Source organism: Mesorhizobium sp. M5C.F.Ca.IN.020.32.2.1 (assembly GCF_004023105.1).
Lineage (GTDB): Bacteria > Pseudomonadota > Alphaproteobacteria > Rhizobiales > Rhizobiaceae > Mesorhizobium > Mesorhizobium wenxiniae.
Genome location: NZ_RZSX01000049.1, coordinates 1 through 14,450 on the forward strand (window position 1 = coordinate 1; position 14,450 = coordinate 14,450).

18 protein-coding genes are annotated in these 14,450 nt (G+C 62.3%); 10 read left to right on the plus strand and 8 right to left on the minus strand.

The window, feature by feature from the left end:
- Nucleotides 1-260: 260 nt before the first annotated feature.
- From EOA86_RS04190 to EOA86_RS04200, 3 genes are all read right to left on the minus strand, one after another.
- Nucleotides 261-683 (minus strand): DoxX family protein, encoded by a 423-nt coding sequence (locus tag EOA86_RS04190; RefSeq protein WP_128340785.1) that lies wholly within the window; start codon nucleotides 681-683, stop codon nucleotides 261-263.
- Nucleotides 684-807: 124 nt separating this feature from the next.
- The gene (gene fumC / locus EOA86_RS04195) at nucleotides 808-2,205 is read right to left on the minus strand and encodes a class II fumarate hydratase (protein WP_128340786.1); all 1,398 of its coding nucleotides are present in this window, start codon (nucleotides 2,203-2,205) and stop codon (nucleotides 808-810) included.
- A gap of 146 nt (nucleotides 2,206-2,351) precedes the next feature.
- Nucleotides 2,352-3,134 carry an NIPSNAP family protein gene (locus tag EOA86_RS04200; protein ID WP_128340787.1) on the minus strand — a complete coding sequence of 261 codons (783 nt, stop codon included), beginning with the start codon at nucleotides 3,132-3,134 and terminating at the stop codon, nucleotides 2,352-2,354.
- Between the two features lie 94 nt (nucleotides 3,135-3,228).
- Between EOA86_RS04200 and EOA86_RS04205 the strand changes: the two genes are divergently transcribed.
- The gene (locus EOA86_RS04205; protein WP_128340788.1) at nucleotides 3,229-3,915 is read left to right on the plus strand and encodes a TetR/AcrR family transcriptional regulator; all 687 of its coding nucleotides are present in this window, start codon (nucleotides 3,229-3,231) and stop codon (nucleotides 3,913-3,915) included.
- Nucleotides 3,916-3,951: 36 nt separating this feature from the next.
- Here EOA86_RS04205 and EOA86_RS04210 read toward each other — a convergent pair whose 3' ends face one another.
- Nucleotides 3,952-4,539, minus strand: a complete 588-nt coding sequence (locus tag EOA86_RS04210) for a hypothetical protein (RefSeq protein ID WP_128340789.1) — start codon at nucleotides 4,537-4,539, stop codon at nucleotides 3,952-3,954.
- Nucleotides 4,540-4,664: 125 nt separating this feature from the next.
- Here EOA86_RS04210 and EOA86_RS04215 point away from each other — a divergent pair, with 125 nt between their 5' ends.
- The 7 genes from EOA86_RS04215 to EOA86_RS04240 all read left to right on the plus strand — a co-directional run bounded on the left by EOA86_RS04215 (nucleotide 4,665) and on the right by EOA86_RS04240 (nucleotide 8,974).
- Nucleotides 4,665-5,795: a metallophosphoesterase gene (locus EOA86_RS04215; protein WP_164891550.1), complete on the plus strand. Its 1,131-nt coding sequence runs from the start codon at nucleotides 4,665-4,667 to the stop codon at nucleotides 5,793-5,795.
- Between the two features lie 251 nt (nucleotides 5,796-6,046).
- A complete protein-coding gene (locus tag EOA86_RS04220) occupies nucleotides 6,047-6,367 on the plus strand; it encodes a metalloregulator ArsR/SmtB family transcription factor (RefSeq protein ID WP_095519476.1) in 321 nt (106 codons plus the stop codon).
- Nucleotides 6,364-7,146 (plus strand): SRPBCC domain-containing protein, encoded by a 783-nt coding sequence (locus EOA86_RS04225; protein WP_245497124.1) that lies wholly within the window; start codon nucleotides 6,364-6,366, stop codon nucleotides 7,144-7,146. Before EOA86_RS04220 ends, EOA86_RS04225 begins: the two co-directional genes overlap by 4 nt.
- Nucleotides 7,147-7,781: 635 nt before the next feature.
- A complete protein-coding gene (locus EOA86_RS04230) occupies nucleotides 7,782-8,009 on the plus strand; it encodes a hypothetical protein (protein ID WP_127211178.1) in 228 nt (75 codons plus the stop codon).
- Nucleotides 8,009-8,416, plus strand: coding sequence for a hypothetical protein (locus EOA86_RS04235; protein WP_128340791.1), 408 nt, complete (start codon nucleotides 8,009-8,011; stop codon nucleotides 8,414-8,416). The genes EOA86_RS04230 and EOA86_RS04235 overlap by 1 nt, the downstream gene beginning before the upstream one ends.
- Before the next feature lies 1 nt (nucleotide 8,417).
- A complete protein-coding gene (locus EOA86_RS38415; RefSeq protein WP_164891551.1) occupies nucleotides 8,418-8,585 on the plus strand; it encodes a hypothetical protein in 168 nt (55 codons plus the stop codon).
- Between the two features lie 53 nt (nucleotides 8,586-8,638).
- Nucleotides 8,639-8,974 (plus strand): YkgJ family cysteine cluster protein, encoded by a 336-nt coding sequence (locus EOA86_RS04240; protein WP_245497125.1) that lies wholly within the window; start codon nucleotides 8,639-8,641, stop codon nucleotides 8,972-8,974.
- 9 nt (nucleotides 8,975-8,983) lie between these two features.
- On the opposite strand, the gene EOA86_RS04245 is transcribed toward EOA86_RS04240, so the two are convergent.
- Together EOA86_RS04245 and EOA86_RS04250 are read right to left on the minus strand one after the other, a co-directional pair.
- Complete coding sequence (locus tag EOA86_RS04245) at nucleotides 8,984-10,282, minus strand: amidohydrolase family protein (protein ID WP_128340793.1); 1,299 nt, start codon at nucleotides 10,280-10,282, stop codon at nucleotides 8,984-8,986.
- 469 nt (nucleotides 10,283-10,751) lie between these two features.
- Entirely contained in the window at nucleotides 10,752-11,594 is an 843-nt protein-coding gene (locus tag EOA86_RS04250; RefSeq protein ID WP_128340794.1) for a methyltransferase domain-containing protein, read from the minus strand.
- A gap of 223 nt (nucleotides 11,595-11,817) precedes the next feature.
- On the opposite strand from EOA86_RS04250, the gene EOA86_RS04255 reads away from it, so the two are divergent.
- Nucleotides 11,818-12,429 carry a LysE family translocator gene (locus EOA86_RS04255; protein WP_128340795.1) on the plus strand — a complete coding sequence of 204 codons (612 nt, stop codon included), beginning with the start codon at nucleotides 11,818-11,820 and terminating at the stop codon, nucleotides 12,427-12,429.
- Between the two features lie 10 nt (nucleotides 12,430-12,439).
- Here EOA86_RS04255 and EOA86_RS04260 read toward each other — a convergent pair whose 3' ends face one another.
- On the minus strand, nucleotides 12,440-12,826 hold the full coding sequence (locus EOA86_RS04260; RefSeq protein ID WP_128340796.1) for a nuclear transport factor 2 family protein: 387 nt from the start codon (nucleotides 12,824-12,826) through the stop codon (nucleotides 12,440-12,442).
- Between the two features lie 17 nt (nucleotides 12,827-12,843).
- Nucleotides 12,844-13,293, minus strand: a complete 450-nt coding sequence (locus EOA86_RS04265) for an OsmC family protein (RefSeq protein WP_128340797.1) — start codon at nucleotides 13,291-13,293, stop codon at nucleotides 12,844-12,846.
- A 119-nt stretch (nucleotides 13,294-13,412) separates the two neighbouring features.
- On the opposite strand from EOA86_RS04265, the gene EOA86_RS04270 reads away from it, so the two are divergent.
- Nucleotides 13,413-14,012 (plus strand): TetR/AcrR family transcriptional regulator, encoded by a 600-nt coding sequence (locus EOA86_RS04270; RefSeq protein WP_128340798.1) that lies wholly within the window; start codon nucleotides 13,413-13,415, stop codon nucleotides 14,010-14,012.
- Nucleotides 14,013-14,450 lie beyond the last annotated feature (438 nt).

The following is a 14,450-nucleotide window of genomic DNA, read 5'->3' on the forward strand; positions in this document are numbered from 1 at the left end:
AAATAGCCTGATGTGCCGGCGATATCGGCAAGCGCGTGGAAGCCGGAAGGGACGAACAGGGCAGCGAGCAGCAGCCGGGAGACGAGAAGCAGCGCATTGCGGAACATCGTGACCCCCTTGCCGGCGCCCGGTCAGGCCCGTGCCGGCTCAGCGAACCTTGCAGGGCTGTCGCTGAAATCGGCAAATCGGCACACACAGAGACAACGAAAAAAGGGCGCGAAAAATTCCGCGCCCCTTGCTGCACTAGTTATTAGCCTGCGTCAGCCGCGCTTGGCGTCGACCGAATAGGCGCCGGCGCCTGAGGAAGCCAGCACGAGGAAGCCGCCGGCAATCGCCAGGTTCTTCATGAAGCTGATCATCTGCATCTGATCGGCCCAGCCGGTGTGGGCGACCAGTCCCGTGGCGACGGTGAAGATTGCCAGCACCCAGGCGGTGATCCGGGTCTGAAAGCCGATGAGGATGGCGAGACCGCCAAGCAGCTCGATCAGGCCGACGACAATCGCCGTTACGGTCGGCATCGGCAGGCCCATGCTGGCGAAGTAACCGGCGGTGCCGGCGATCGCAGTGAGCTTGCCGAAACCGGAAAGCACGAAAATGACTGAAAGCAGAACGCGGCCAAGCAGGATGGTGGCCGAGGCGTTGGAAACGGTGCCGGAACCGGCAACGGATGTATTGGTGGACATGATGGGCTCTCTCTCCGGAAGGGTTGCGTTACCCATCCACATAGAGCAGGGCGACTGTTCACCAAAGATGCAGATTTGGTTACAGATTGTTCACAGCAGTAACGTTTTTGCGATCAGCTCAAAATCATCCCGGATGCGTCATGTCCTCCGGGCGCACCAGGCGGTCGTAGTCGGCCTCGCTGACCAACCCGGTGGCCAGCGCTTCCTCGCGCAAGGTTGTGCCCTTCTTGTGCGCCGTCTTGGCGATTTTGGCGGCGTTGTCGTAGCCGATGGTCGGCGCCAGCGCCGTCACCAGCATCAGCGAGCGGTCGAGTGCGGCCTTGATGTTCTCTTCCCGCGCCTCAATACCCGCGACGCAATTGTCGGTGAACGAGATGGAGGCGTCGGCGAGCAGCTGCACCGATTGCAGGAAATTATAGGCCATCAGCGGGTTATAGACGTTGAGCTCGAAATGGCCCTGGCTGCCGGCGAAGGTCAGTGCGGCATTGTTGCCGAACACCTGGATGCAGACCTGCGTCAACGCCTCGCATTGGGTAGGGTTGACCTTGCCCGGCATGATCGATGAACCCGGCTCGTTTTCCGGCAGCGACAGTTCACCGAGGCCGGAGCGCGGGCCGGAGCCGAGCAGACGAATGTCGTTGGCAATCTTGAACAGGGCGCCGGCGCAGGCGTTGATGGCACCATGCGAAAACACCATGGAATCGTGCGCGGCCAGCGCCTCGAACTTGTTCGGCGCGGTGACGAAGCCGATGCCGGTGATGTCAGCGATTCGCGCCGCCACCTTCTCGGCAAAGCCGATCGGCGCGTTGAGGCCGGTGCCGACGGCCGTGCCGCCTTGCGCCAGTTCCTGCAGGCCGGGCAGCGTCATCTCGATGCGTTTGATCGACGAGGCGACCTGAGCGGCATAGCCTGAAAATTCCTGGCCAAGGGTGAGGGGCGTCGCGTCCTGCGTATGCGTGCGGCCGATCTTGATGATGTGGGCGAAAGCTTTGGTCTTGGCTTCGAGCGCCGCATGCAAATGCTTCAGCGCCGGCAACAGGTCGTGCACGATGCGCTCGGCGCAGGCGATGTGCATGGCCGTCGGATAGGTATCGTTCGACGACTGGCTCATATTGACGTGGTCGTTGGGGTGCACCGGTTTCTTGGAGCCCATGACGCCGCCCAGCAGTTCGATCGCCCGATTGGAGATCACCTCGTTGGCGTTCATGTTGGATTGCGTGCCCGAGCCGGTCTGCCAGACGACCAGCGGGAAATGATCGTCGAGCTTGCCGTCGATGACTTCCTGAGCGGCTTCGACGATCGCCTTGCCGATGGCCGGGTCGAGCCGCTTCAGCTCCATATTGGTTTCGGCCGCCGCCCGCTTGACGATGCCGAGCGCGCGAACGACCGACGCCGGCTGCTTTTCCCAGCCGATCTTGAAATTGCCAAGCGAACGCTGCGCCTGCGCGCCCCAATAACGGTCGGCGGCGACGTCGATGGGACCGAACGTGTCGGTTTCGGTTCTGGTCTCTGGCGCGCTCACTTGTGTCTCCAGTCTGTCGAATTCGGCACCGGCGTATCGCGTTGCACAAACGGCTTCAAGCGGAGATTGCGAGCCGCAAGGATGCAAATCGTTTGAAGGAACCTCACTTCCTTCAACCGCAGGGGGAGAAGGAAGAGGCTTGCCTCTCACCGCCCAAGCAGCGACTGTGAGGTTGCAGATAGGCGCAAGGTCTTGGTCGATCTAGCCAGACATGACTGGGCCTCCCGCTCGAGTGCCTGCCACTCCGGGAAACTGGCAAGGGCTGCCTCGTGGCGGGCATGGGCGTCCGCGCTGTCGAACGCGGTGACGCTGATGAAGACGTTTTCACCTGATCTCACCGGCAGGCGGGGAAAGCTGTTTTCGGCATGTTCGGTAACAAACGCAGCAAGTGGCCGTGCGCCAAATTCCGCCAGCGTGGCAATGGCGTCGGTTTCGAAGCGGCTGGCGAAGTCGGCCTCGGCGCCGGGCCGCAGATGATGAATCTTGATGACAACACTATCCGACAAGCGATTGTCTCCACTTCGCTTTTCGGAAGCCGGCACGGCTGTCCGTTGTGAGCCTGTCAGCTGGAAACCCGCGCCCGGCCATGCCGGTTTCAGCAACAGCACGTCGTCGGAGGAAATCATCGTGGCGTTGGCGGCATCGCGCCAGGCCGCCCATACGGGTCCCTCGTAGAAAGCGGTCAGCGCATTTTTCCGCGCTTCCATACCGTCGAAGCCGCGCAGCCAGACGAACATGTCAGGCCGGTCGAGATCGCGGAACTGACCGATGATCGTCATCCCCGCCGCTTCCTGACCATCGATCAGGTGACCGTCGAAGATGTCGATCAGCGTGTCGCGCCGGCCAGGTTTCAGTGTGTATTGCCTGAGCTCGACGACCGGCGAGGCGGTGAGGCTGGATTTCGACGGGGCATTCGGGGGCAGGCTCATCGCACAGTCTCCAAAACAGGGTGTTCATCCTGTTTATAAACAGACCGGTTGTCCTGTTTTGTCAATCTGCTATCGTATGGAAATGTCAGCAGAGATGATCGCTCGCCTGAAGATGCGGCCCGGGAAACGCACCAACGACCCGGACGGCCTGCGCAAACGCGTGCTCGATGTGGCCGAAGCCTCCTTTCAGGTGCGCGGCTACCACGCTTCCAGCCTCGGCGACCTGATGGTGGCGGCGGGCGTCACCGGCGGCGCGCTGCATCATCATTTCCCGACCAAGAAGGCGCTAGCGCTGGCGGTGATCGAGGAGCGGGTCTCCGCGGCCGTCGAAGAAACATGGATCGCGCCGGTGCAGGCGGCAGGCTCGGCGCGCGAGGGCGTGCGCAGCGTGTTCGAGGCCGTGGCGGCGGAACTGGAGCAACAGGGTTTCGTGCGCGGTTGCCCGCTCAACAATCTGGCGCATGAACTGTCGCTGGCCGATGCGGATTTTCGCGCTGCCCTTGCCGGCATCTTTTCGGCATGGCGCCAGGCTATCGCCGACAAGGTACGGGCCGACCAGCAGGCGGGCAGGGAGCAGGGCACCGATCCGCAGCGCTTCGCCGCGCTTGCGGTCGCGACCTATTCCGGCGCCATGTCGATGGCCAAGACGGCGCAGGATTCTGGTGTGCTGCGCGATTGCCTGAACGCGCTGGAGCAGGGAGCTTCCCCAGTTTCGTCATCCAAGGGCGGAGCAGGAGCGAAGCGACGTCGCAGGGTGCTGCGGCAGTACAAAGCCTTTTGATGCCGGAGCGCCAGTCGCCCTCTGCCCTGCCGGGACTTAATTCGGCAGCGGTTTGATCACCTCGTAGCCGACCACGCTTTCGCCGCTGGTGCCCTCGTCATAGCGCCTGGCCAGAACGGCCTGCAGGTCGGGCGCGTACAGCGCGGTGAATTCATCCTGTGTCTTGCCGGCCTCGTTCTTGATCGTCTGCCGGACGGCGAGCACGTTGTATTTGCAGTCGCCCAGGCTGAAGGTCTCCTTGCCCTTGACGTTGATCTCGAGCGTCTCGGTGCCCTTCGGTTGTTCGTTTGCTGCGAGACGGACGAATATGGTCTTGCTCTTCGCCCCGGCCTTGAGCGGAAACAGCTTTCTGAGATCGGAAAACGGGATCATGGCAAGCTGACCGGTCTCGCTGTCGCGAAACACCTCGATCAGGCCACCGAACAGAAACTGCGTCTGCGGCGATTGGGATTGGTATTCGTTGGCAACCGACACCATTCCAGCCGCCGCCGGTCGAAACTCGCTGTGGATGCCGGGCCTTTCGAGAATGAAGCCGGCCTTGGCGGCTTTGGCGTCGAAACACTCGGCACCATGAGCGGCGCTCGCCAGGATGGTAAGTGCCGTGCCGATGGATATAGTCTTCATAGCGTCCTCGTCTGCCCGGCAAGTTGAGTCCTGACACTGAAGGAATGCCAGACCTGCGGCATCGTGTCGACATACCGTTCGAGCCAACTGGACGAAGAGGCGCCGGCTGTGCTGAATCTCGCGTCATGAATGGCATCTCGGCAGGATCACTCTCCCGGCGCAGCTTCCTGGCACAGGCGGCAGCGTTGGCTGCAGCCGGCTCCCTTGCGCGACCGGCGCTCGGAGGGACCGGGCAGGGCATTCCGCCTGTCGACGCCACCTTCCTGTTCGTCGCCGATGTCCATGCCTGCCGCATGGCCAGCGGGCTGAGCCCCAATTGTCAGCAGGAAGGCAAGACCGACGCCGCCTTGCTGCGCAGTGTCGCCGCCTTGAACGCCATCGGCGAGAAGGACTGGCCGGCCGAAATCAACGGCATCGGCACCGGACTGCGCTCGGCCGGCAGCCGCATTGGCACGCCGCTCGGCCTCGTCGTCGGCGGCGACATGACCGACGACGGCGGCGGCCAGGTCACCCAGCCCAGCGAAGGCACGCAGCTGCTCCAGTTCAGCCAGCGTTACCAGCAGGGTGTCGGCCCCGATCGCGTACATATGCCGGTCTATGTCGGGCTCGGCAACCATGATCTCGACCAGAACGGCCCGCCGCAGCACGTCGACTGGTACCGCCGCGAAATGCGCGATTATGTCGAGATCAACCATCGTGCCGGCGTGTTCTTCAAGCCGCCGGTGCCGGCCACCAGTTACGATGTCGACACCGACTGCTACTCATGGGACTGGGGCGGCCTGCATCTCGTCCAGACGCACCGTTTTGCCGGCGACGCCGGCCACGGCGCGGTATCCAGCCTACCATGGCTGGAGCGGGATCTGGCGACCTATGCAGCGGATCGCCGCCCCGTCATCCTGTACCAGCACTATGGTTGGGATGTTTTTTCGACCGAACGCTGGAATGCCGCCAAAAGCACCTTCGACGATGACGGTACCGGTCCGCCGCATTGGTGGAGCGAGGCGGACCGGCAGGCGCTGCTGGCGGCGCTGAAGGGCTACAACGTCGTCGGCATATTCCACGGCCACCAGCACGAGACACCAATGATCTACCGCCGCGACGGGCTCGACCTGTTCAAGCCGAAGGCCGCCTATATGGGCGGCTTCGCGCTGGCGCGAGTGACCAGCGACAGCATGGACGTTGTGCTTGGCGAAGCCACCGGCGACAACGGCGAGGTCGCTTTCACCAACGCTTTCTCCAAGCGTCTTAGTTTTTAGCCGGCGGCCGAGCCGCCTTTTTGTTCACCCGCCGGGCGATCTGGCGAAGGCAGGTCTGGAGACGCCGTTCGAGACTGCTCTGTGCCGACCGGGCCCGGCTGGCACATCACCAATCCTGCGAAAGCAGGCCTCGATCAGCGGCGCGCGTCAACAAAATCGTCATCAGGCCATCCGAACAGGAACGCTGAACACGAGCTGCAGTTGACAAGAGGAGAGGATCGGCATAATAGGTAACCAAATGGATACGTATGATGCCGCAGGCTGACCATGACCGTTCCGTTTTCAGGGCCATCGCCGACCCGACCCGACGCGCCATCCTCGACCGATTGCGCCTGGGGCCGGCGCCCGTCAACGAACTTGCCTCGGCCTTTTCGCAGAGCCGGCCGGCGATCTCCAAGCATCTGCGGGTCCTGCGTGAGCTGCGCGTCGTCTCCGAGCAGAAGATCGGCCGCGAGCGGCTCTATCGGCTGGAGCCGGCCGAGCTCAAGGACGTGGCCGACTGGATCTTGCCCTATCGCGATTTCTGGCAGGCGAGCCTCGGCAATCTGAAATCCTATCTCGAGAGCGAATGATGACCAGCAACGACAGACCGCGCGCATTCGCAGACGTTTCGTCGGGCACCATCCTTGCCACTGTGACGATCGCAGTGCCGCCGGAGCGCGTGTTTCACGCACTGACCGCTGAAGACCAGATCCCGCTCTGGTGGGGTTCGGACGAACAGTACCGAACGACCAGACATATCGCAGACGTGCGGCCGGGCGGCGCTTGGCGTTCGGAAGGCAAGGGCGCCGACGGCGAGGAATTCCATGTCCAGGGTGAGTATCTGGAGGTCGACCCGCCGCACAGGCTGGTGATGACGTGGAAGGCGCCGTGGGACGGCGACAATGTTACTACCGTCGTATACATGCTGGAAGCGGTCGAGGCAGGAACCCGGCTGACCCTGCGCCATCAAGGTTTTGGTGCGCGCAAGGAGTCGTGCCGCGCCCACGGCTCCGGCTGGGAGCACGTGCTCGGTTGGCTGGGCGATTTCCTCACCAGCGAGGGGAACGGCAAGCCACAGGCCGTGTTCCACTGCAGGCTCATACCGCCACGGTCCGATTTCGCCTTCACGATGACCGCTGCGGAAGAGGCGCTGATGAAGCAGCATTCGGACTATCTGCACCGCAAACTCGCCGAGGGCAGGGTGCTTTTGTTCGGACCGGTCGCCGATCCAGCCGGGCCATGGGGCCTTGGCATCGTGCGGGCCGAAGACGAACAGGGCGCCAGGGAACTGACCGAAGCTGATCCGACGGTGCGCTCCGGGCTGGGCTTCCGCTACGAGATTCTGCCGTTGATCACCGCGGTGACGTGAGCGCGGTTCCTCCGACGCATGCAAGAACGCCCCTCGTGCTTCTGCGCGGGGGGCGTCCTGTTGTCGTCAGCCTTTCTCAAGATCGCTCTTTCAAAATAACTTTCGACATAGGCAAAATGCACGAGAGCCAAAACGGTTCCCGCATGTCGGTGTGATTTTGCAGTCGGGTTCCGTCGATTCCGCGCAGACAGCGGCAGCGAGATATCACCGGCCGGCAAAAGCAAAAATTGACGCAAAAGAAGTCTAAAAGCAATTCGTCGATAATTGTTTGACCGACTTATCCGCGTGTCCAGGCGCGCCTTTGACGAACTTCCCCCATCAAAATCGAGACAACCGGTGAACGGCGATTTCCAGCGCATGACCCGGGAAACATCACTTTCCAGAAAGGATCATGCGCAAATGAGAAAGTGTCAGCGGGTTCAACTGGACGCGCGGCGCTTCAGCGGGAGGCCAGGCAATGCCTGGCCTTTTGCATTTCGCGCTTCAAAAATCGGAAAAGAGCACCGCGCGTTCGCTTGAACGTGTTAAGGATGCTCAGCAATTTGAATCCGACTGCCGTTGCTTGGTGCGTGGTCCTGGTCGAAAGACCGGTCTCGCCATTTTGCGGCATCATGCTCCGAACCGGGAGAAAGACCTTGACCGCCACTTCAAAGAAACCCCGCGACCAGGCCGAATCCATCTTCAGCAAGGCCCAGACCCAGTCCATGTCGCTCAACCGCATCATTTCCGAACAGGATGCTGTCAGCGAGGCCCGGGAAGCCAAGACCGCGCGGCTGCGCGAACTGCGCCTGGAAAAGGCAGCCGACGAGATGGCTGCGACCGCCGCGCTCGCAGCCTCGCCGAAGCGCGTGGGCAAACGCTGATGGCCACCAAGCGCCTCCCGCAAAAGGCGATCGCCGCCGATTCGACCATCGCCGATATCGTGGGAGAGCTCGACAAGCCGGTCGAATACGTCCGCCGGGTGCTCGAGAAGCTGGAGCGCTGCAAGCGCGCCCATGGCGATGCCCAGGTCAGGCTCGGCGTGCGTGGCCGCTCCGAATGCCCGAACTATCTGATCGAGTATGTCCGCGAAAATGCCAAGACCCACGAGCGCGTCACCCATCAGGATGCCGCCTATAGTGGCAGCACGCATCGCGAGCTGGCGCCCCGGCACATCGAGGAGACCAGGAACTGGTCGCCCGAGGAAATGAACATCACGGCGGTCTCAGCGCTGATCGGCCGCCTTCGCAACTCGAATGCGCCATCATCGCGTTTCTCCGACGAGGATTGATATGGCCATAAAATTTTCCGCCAGGGATCAGCCGGCAGCATCCGGTGGCACCGCAAAGCTGGCCAAGCCGGCCGCCGCGCCGAAAGCCGACGTTACCGCCGAGGCCGCGACCGATCTGTTCAAGTCGCCGGCGGAAGCGGCGGCGCGCAAGACCAGGAAGAAGAAATAGCGTCTTTGCCGCGAAACGCCGATCTGAATCCGGTTGCGTCAGGGCTGCTTGCCTTGGCGAGCGCCGGAGATTTTTCGCCTCTCGAGGAGCGCGCCGCCCCTCTCTTCGATTGCCAGAGCTGCGGCGCCTGCTGTTCCTATTCATCCGAATGGCCGCGCTTCTCGACCGAGGACGACGCGCAGCTCGACCGGATCCCGCAAGACTATGTGGCCGCCGACGAAGCGGGCATGCGCTGTGACGACGTACGTTGCTCGGCGCTTGCCGGCGAGGTCGGCAAGTCGACCGCCTGCGGCATCTACGAGGTCCGACCGGACGTCTGCCGCGCCTGCATGCCCGGTGGCGACGATTGCCTGATGGCGCGTCGCAGCCATGGCCTGCCGAGGCTGTGATAACGGGCGTCAGATAGTGTTTTTGTATATCAGGCCATCTTTCATGATGATTTTGAAGTTGTTGGCTGGATCGGCCACCACGTCGAGGTTCTCCAGCGGATTGCCTTCGACGAGCAGGAGGTCCGCGAGCGCGCCTTCTTCGATCACGCCGAGTTTCCCCGGATAGGGGTTGCGACGGCCCGACAGCGCGAGGAGCTCGGCATTGGTCCCAGTCGCCATGACGAGCGCTTCGGCAGGCGTGTACCAACGCGCGAGCGACGCCAGAATTGCCCCCTGCTGCTTCGCCAACGCGCGGGAGAACAGGACATCGGTGCCCCATGCCGTCTTGATCTTGTGTTTCTTCGCGAGTTCGTAGGTCCTGCCGATGCCCGGCCACACCTCATCGGCCTTGGCTCGCTCGACCGAACCCTCTTGGAGGCCTGTCCTCATCAATTCGGGGAGCGGCTGCAAGCTCAGCCAGATGTCCTTTTCGGCGATCAGCTTGGCGGTTGCCTCGTCCATGAGGAAGCCGTGTTCGATGCACTTGACACCAGCCGCGATAGCCTTCCGGATCGCATCCGAGGTGAAGGCGTGCGCGGCGACGTAGGTGCCCCAATTCTCGGCAATTTCAACGGCGGCCCGCAGTTCGGGCTCGGTGAAGGTGGTGACGTCGAGCGGGCTGTGGGGCGACGACACTCCGCCGCCCGCTGTCAACTTGAGCAGCGCGGCCCCCTGCATGAACTGCTCGCGGGCACGCAAACGAACCTCGTCGGGGCTGTCCACAACTATGCTGCCGCCGTTCCTCTCCATGGGAGTGAACAAGCCGCCGATCGTCCGAGGCAAGTCGCTGAGCTGGCGGAAATCTCCATGCCCGCTGGTCACGGTGATCATGGCTCCGGACGGATAGATGCGCGGTCCCGCTATGATGCCTTGATCTATCGCGCGCTTGAGGCCGAACGCCGGCCCGCCCACGTCGCGAACGGTGGTGAAGCCGCGCATCAGCGTATCCGTCGCCTCGTCGCCGGCCGCAAGATTGGCGAAGCCGACGTCGCCCATCGCCTCTGCCGGCGTGGACGCAATCAGCATTGCGTGCCAATGCGCATCGATCAGCCCCGGCATTAGCGTTCGCCCGTTGCCGGCAATGCGCCGCGCGCCTTCGGCCGCGATGGGACTTGCCGAGATCCGCGCGATCACATTGCCCTCGACCAGCACATTCGATGGGGCCGAAAGTGCAGCGCCTTTTCCGTCGAAGATGCGGACGTTTTCGAAAAGCACGTCGTCAGCGGCCGCAGTTGCGCAAAGTCCGAGCACGAGGGCTGCCGCAAGCATTTCTCTGCCCGAGCGAAGGATCATGAAAGCCGTGCGTGCAGAGAAAACGGCTGCGGCGCAGGACACGGCATGCGCCACGACCTCGCTTTTTGTCAGCTCCTGCGATCCAAAGGATTTGTGACACATGACGGTTATCCTGCTTCAGGAGGAGGTGGTCACGGCGCAAGGACAAGATCTAGCTTATACGGCATGGTCGTCAAGAAGCGTTCCAGACTGGTCTCTTTCGCGGTGAAGGGTCGTTCGAAGGTCAGGCCGATCGTGGTGATACCAGGGCAAGCAGTGCATGGTTCGCCTGAGGAAGCCATCAGAAAGCGCGCCCGGAATGAGTGGGAAGTAGCCGTGGGTTCATCTGCCAGAACAAGCACGTTGCCAAGAGCGGGATATTCGCCTTGGTCTTTCCTGCGAGGCAGCCGCCCAGAACCCAGGAGAAGGATTGGGACGGGCTACCCTGTCGCTCCAGTCTTGTCACTTAGGTCGGGGCACGCGACCAGGCGCCCACTTCCGAGCGGCTCACGATCACGCTACCCGCCTCGATTTCGAGCTGCATGCGCTGTCCCAAAGTTTCAATATCGACCTCAGCGGCCGTCGCAACTCCCCGGCTCTGTATTTCCGGCAGCATCGTGACAATGAGTTCAGCGGTCTGGTGTGACCAGTCGAAACCGCTCCTGGTTCCCCAACAACCGCTTCCAAGTGCATTGAGAGCGCGGTTAATCCTGCCGCGCGGAAGCCGCATCGAGCTCGATACCCATATTGGTCTCGATACCGCTGCGCCGGAACGTCTCGACGATCCATCGACAGCAGTCGTTGTAGGTCGGCGCTGGCGGCTGGATCGACAGCCGTTCCAATCCGGCTCATGGAAGACGACGGTCCCACCAGGCCGGAGGTGACGAGCGACGCCACGCAGCATGGCCACAGCATCGGCTTGAAAGATCAGAACATAGCGGCCGATCACGGCGTCGAACGGTCGGTCGAACGAGAGTGCCGCGGGATCGCCTTCATGGAAGCTGACTTTCTGGATCGGATGCGCCGCCGCGCGCCCCTCCGCCGCCGCAAGAGCCGCCGGAGCCCGATCTGCGCCGATTACCTGACCTTCGCTGCCAACCATCTCGGAAACCAGGAATGTAACGTCGCCCGCGCCACAGCCGACGTGGAGCACGCGCATCCCGGGTCTTATACCCGCAGACAGCAAGATTCTTCGCGTGATCGGGTTAATGATGCCCGCCTGATGGCTGAGACGCCTGATCTCACGATCGGAATGGACGAGAGTATACGGGACGTGAACGTCGACACGTGCGCCATCAGCGACTTCCATGGCGTGCCCCCCTCACACGACTGTTCCCCAAAGGCAAGATCGCGTAAGTCGACGACTATGCGCCGATGCGGCGGCCAGTCCACCAGACTGGCTGTTGACCTCAATGCGAATGTCGCTTCAGGGGCAATGCTTGAAATGAGACACTACCTGGCCCCCGGGCTGGCTTGTGCCCGCGCGGTTCGCTGGCTACCTTGCCGACGGGCAGGTCACAGGAGGATCATCCGTGAGCATCGAATTCTTGTTGACCTCGCTGATTGTCGTGGCTTCGCCCGGCACAGGCGTTCTCTATACCCTGAGCGCCGGGCTTTCGCGTGGCGCGCGCGCCAGCATCATCGCTGCTTTCGGCTGCACGCTCGGCATCATTCCGCATATGGCGGCCGCCATCACCGGTCTGGCGGCGCTGCTGCACACCAGCGCACTCGCCTTCGAGACTCTGAAATATCTGGGCGTCGCCTACCTGCTCTACATGGCGTGGAACACGCTGAAAGAGAGCGGCAGCTTGAGCGTCGGGCAGGATGTCGCGCCGCGCTCGGCCGGCAAGGTGATTACCTCAGGCATCCTCATCAATATCCTCAACCCGAAGCTGTCGATCTTCTTCTTCGCCTTCCTGCCGCAATTCGTCAGCACCACCGAACCGCATGCGCTGTCGAAGATGCTGGAGCTCAGCACCGTCTTCATGCTTTTGACCTTCGTCGTCTTCGTCGGCTACGGCATCTTCGCCGCCTCGATCCGCAGCCATGTCGTGTCGCGGCCGATGGTACTGACCTGGATGCGCCGCACCTTCGCTGGCGCCTTCGTCGCGCTCGGCGCAAAACTGGCGCTGACCGAGCGGTAGCACCCTTTGGCTACCCCTTGACATATCCCATCGCCTCGACGATCTGCCCGTCCGCTACGCGCATCAGATTGACGCCGCGGATGGAGTTGCCGTCGGCACGCCAGTAACGCCAGCGGATTGTCGCGCGATCACCGGCGACGAACGTCTCTTCAAGGTCGAAGCGGGTGCCGGGTTCGCTGGCGATTGCCGACCATAGGCCGACGCACGCCTCCCGTCCGGCATGGCGGGCGCCATTTGGTGCCGGCATGGTATTTTCGATGACGCAGTCCTCGGCCACCAGGCCCGGGAGTGCCGACGGATCATGATTTTGGAACACGTCGTTGAAGCGCCGCATGATCTCGGCCGTCCGTCTGGATTGGTCGTCTGGATGGACGAGCATGATGCTATTCTGTTCCATCTTGGCACCTCCTGATTTCATTTTTCCGCAGCGGCGGCCGTGACGAGGTCGGCCTTGAGCCTGATATCCGCCACGCCGGCCAAAGCTCGGGAGACCAGGCATGTCGTCTTCGCGGATTGGGCAAGCCGCTGGAATTCCTCGGGCGCCAGGCCCGGGACTTCGGCTTCCGTTTCAAGCTCGATGCGGGTGATCGTCGGTCCGGCCGTGCTGATGCCGAGATGCACCTTGGCGACGGTGTGGATCCGTACGGGGACATGGCCGCCGCTGCCTGCTATTGCGCTCAGCGCCATTGAAAAGCAGCCGGCATGCGCCGCCGCAATCAGTTCCTCCGGATTCGTGCCGGGACCGTTTTCGAAGCGCGACGGGAAGGAATAGGCGCCTTCGAAGACGCCGCTGCCAAGCCGAAGGCGGCCCGAACCTTCTTTTAACGACCCCTGCCATTGGGCCTCTGCTTCACGGATGGTCATTTTATCGTTCTCCTCTTACACGAATGCCGTCAAGATATATAGACTGATCTACATATTATGTAAACCGATTGTCATATCTAGTGCAAGGTCTATAATGCTGACTCCTGACAGAGGTTGACATGGCCAACGAAACCCGAACCCGCATGATGGAGGCGACGGCGCTGCTGCTGAGGCAGCGCGGCTATCACGGTACTTCGCTCAACGACATTTTGAGCGCCTCCGGTGCGCCACGAGGATCGCTCTATTTTCATTTTCCGGGCGGCAAGGACCAACTGGTCATCGAAGTGACGCGCGACAGCGTTGACAAGGTAACTCAAAGGCTTGGCGAAGAGCTGGCTGCCGAAAAAGATCCGGCGGTGGCCGTCCACCATATCTATCAGTCGGTCGCGCGCATGCTGGAGGACAACCAGTTCACGCTTGGCTGCCCGATCGCGCCCGTGGTGCTGGACTCGCCGACCGACGTGCCGGAGCTGGCCGAACTGTGCCGGTCGGCTTTCGAGCAATGGATAGGCTTGCTGCAGGCGGCCTTCGTCAGGGCAGGGGTGCCCGAGCGCCGCGCCCGGGCTCTGGCGCTGCTTGTCGAATCATCGCTGGAAGGGCTGATGGTGATCGCGCGCGCCACCCGCGACCGCGCCCCGGTGCTGGCGGTGGCCGATGAGGTCGCCGCGCTGATAGAAGGTGCCTTGCCGGCCAAAGAGGTCGCGGTGACGGCGGGCTGATATTTTATGGCCTTGATCGCATCGAAGCCGGCGCGGAGCCCTGCCGAAAGCGCCGAAGGCCGAACAAGAGATGGCTCCAGCCCTGCGATCCATGCCGTAACTATTGCCAAAGCGTACAGCGGTACAGGAGGTCTCGCCCGCCGATCGCGGCTGGCACGGCGATTGAGGTGCGTAACAAATAAAAAGGGCGGCATCGCTGCCGCCCTTTCCGTATCTGAAGGCTGATGGGCTGGATTAGAAATCCATGCCGCCACTCAAGCCCGCTTGCGGGCTTGAGCATTATCAGTTCATGGGCGTGCTGATGGATTTCCTTAGAAATCCATGCCGCCACTCAAGCCCGCTTGCGGGCTTGAGCATTATCAGTTCATGGGCGTGCTGATGGATTTCCTTAGAAATCCATGCCGCCACTCAAGCCCGCTTGCGGGCTTGAGCATTATC

Excerpts from the sequence above, each read along its gene's own strand:
- EOA86_RS04190 (WP_128340785.1), bottom strand. The coding sequence starts at position 683 with ATGTCCACCAATACATCCGTTGCCGGTTCCGGCACCGTTTCCAACGCC.
- EOA86_RS04200 (WP_128340787.1), bottom strand. The coding sequence starts at position 3,134 with ATGAGCCTGCCCCCGAATGCCCCGTCGAAATCCAGCCTCACCGCCTCG.
- EOA86_RS04205 (WP_128340788.1), top strand. The coding sequence starts at position 3,229 with ATGATCGCTCGCCTGAAGATGCGGCCCGGGAAACGCACCAACGACCCG.
- EOA86_RS04210 (WP_128340789.1), bottom strand. The coding sequence starts at position 4,539 with ATGAAGACTATATCCATCGGCACGGCACTTACCATCCTGGCGAGCGCC.
- EOA86_RS04215 (WP_164891550.1), top strand. The coding sequence starts at position 4,665 with ATGAATGGCATCTCGGCAGGATCACTCTCCCGGCGCAGCTTCCTGGCA.
- EOA86_RS04220 (WP_095519476.1), top strand. The coding sequence starts at position 6,047 with ATGCCGCAGGCTGACCATGACCGTTCCGTTTTCAGGGCCATCGCCGAC.
- EOA86_RS04225 (WP_245497124.1), top strand. The coding sequence starts at position 6,364 with ATGATGACCAGCAACGACAGACCGCGCGCATTCGCAGACGTTTCGTCG.
- EOA86_RS04235 (WP_128340791.1), top strand. The coding sequence starts at position 8,009 with ATGGCCACCAAGCGCCTCCCGCAAAAGGCGATCGCCGCCGATTCGACC.
- EOA86_RS38415 (WP_164891551.1), top strand. The coding sequence starts at position 8,418 with ATGGCCATAAAATTTTCCGCCAGGGATCAGCCGGCAGCATCCGGTGGC.
- EOA86_RS04245 (WP_128340793.1), bottom strand. The coding sequence starts at position 10,282 with ATGCTTGCGGCAGCCCTCGTGCTCGGACTTTGCGCAACTGCGGCCGCT.
- EOA86_RS04250 (WP_128340794.1), bottom strand. The coding sequence starts at position 11,594 with ATGGAAGTCGCTGATGGCGCACGTGTCGACGTTCACGTCCCGTATACT.
- EOA86_RS04260 (WP_128340796.1), bottom strand. The coding sequence starts at position 12,826 with ATGGAACAGAATAGCATCATGCTCGTCCATCCAGACGACCAATCCAGA.
- EOA86_RS04265 (WP_128340797.1), bottom strand. The coding sequence starts at position 13,293 with ATGACCATCCGTGAAGCAGAGGCCCAATGGCAGGGGTCGTTAAAAGAA.
- EOA86_RS04270 (WP_128340798.1), top strand. The coding sequence starts at position 13,413 with ATGGCCAACGAAACCCGAACCCGCATGATGGAGGCGACGGCGCTGCTG.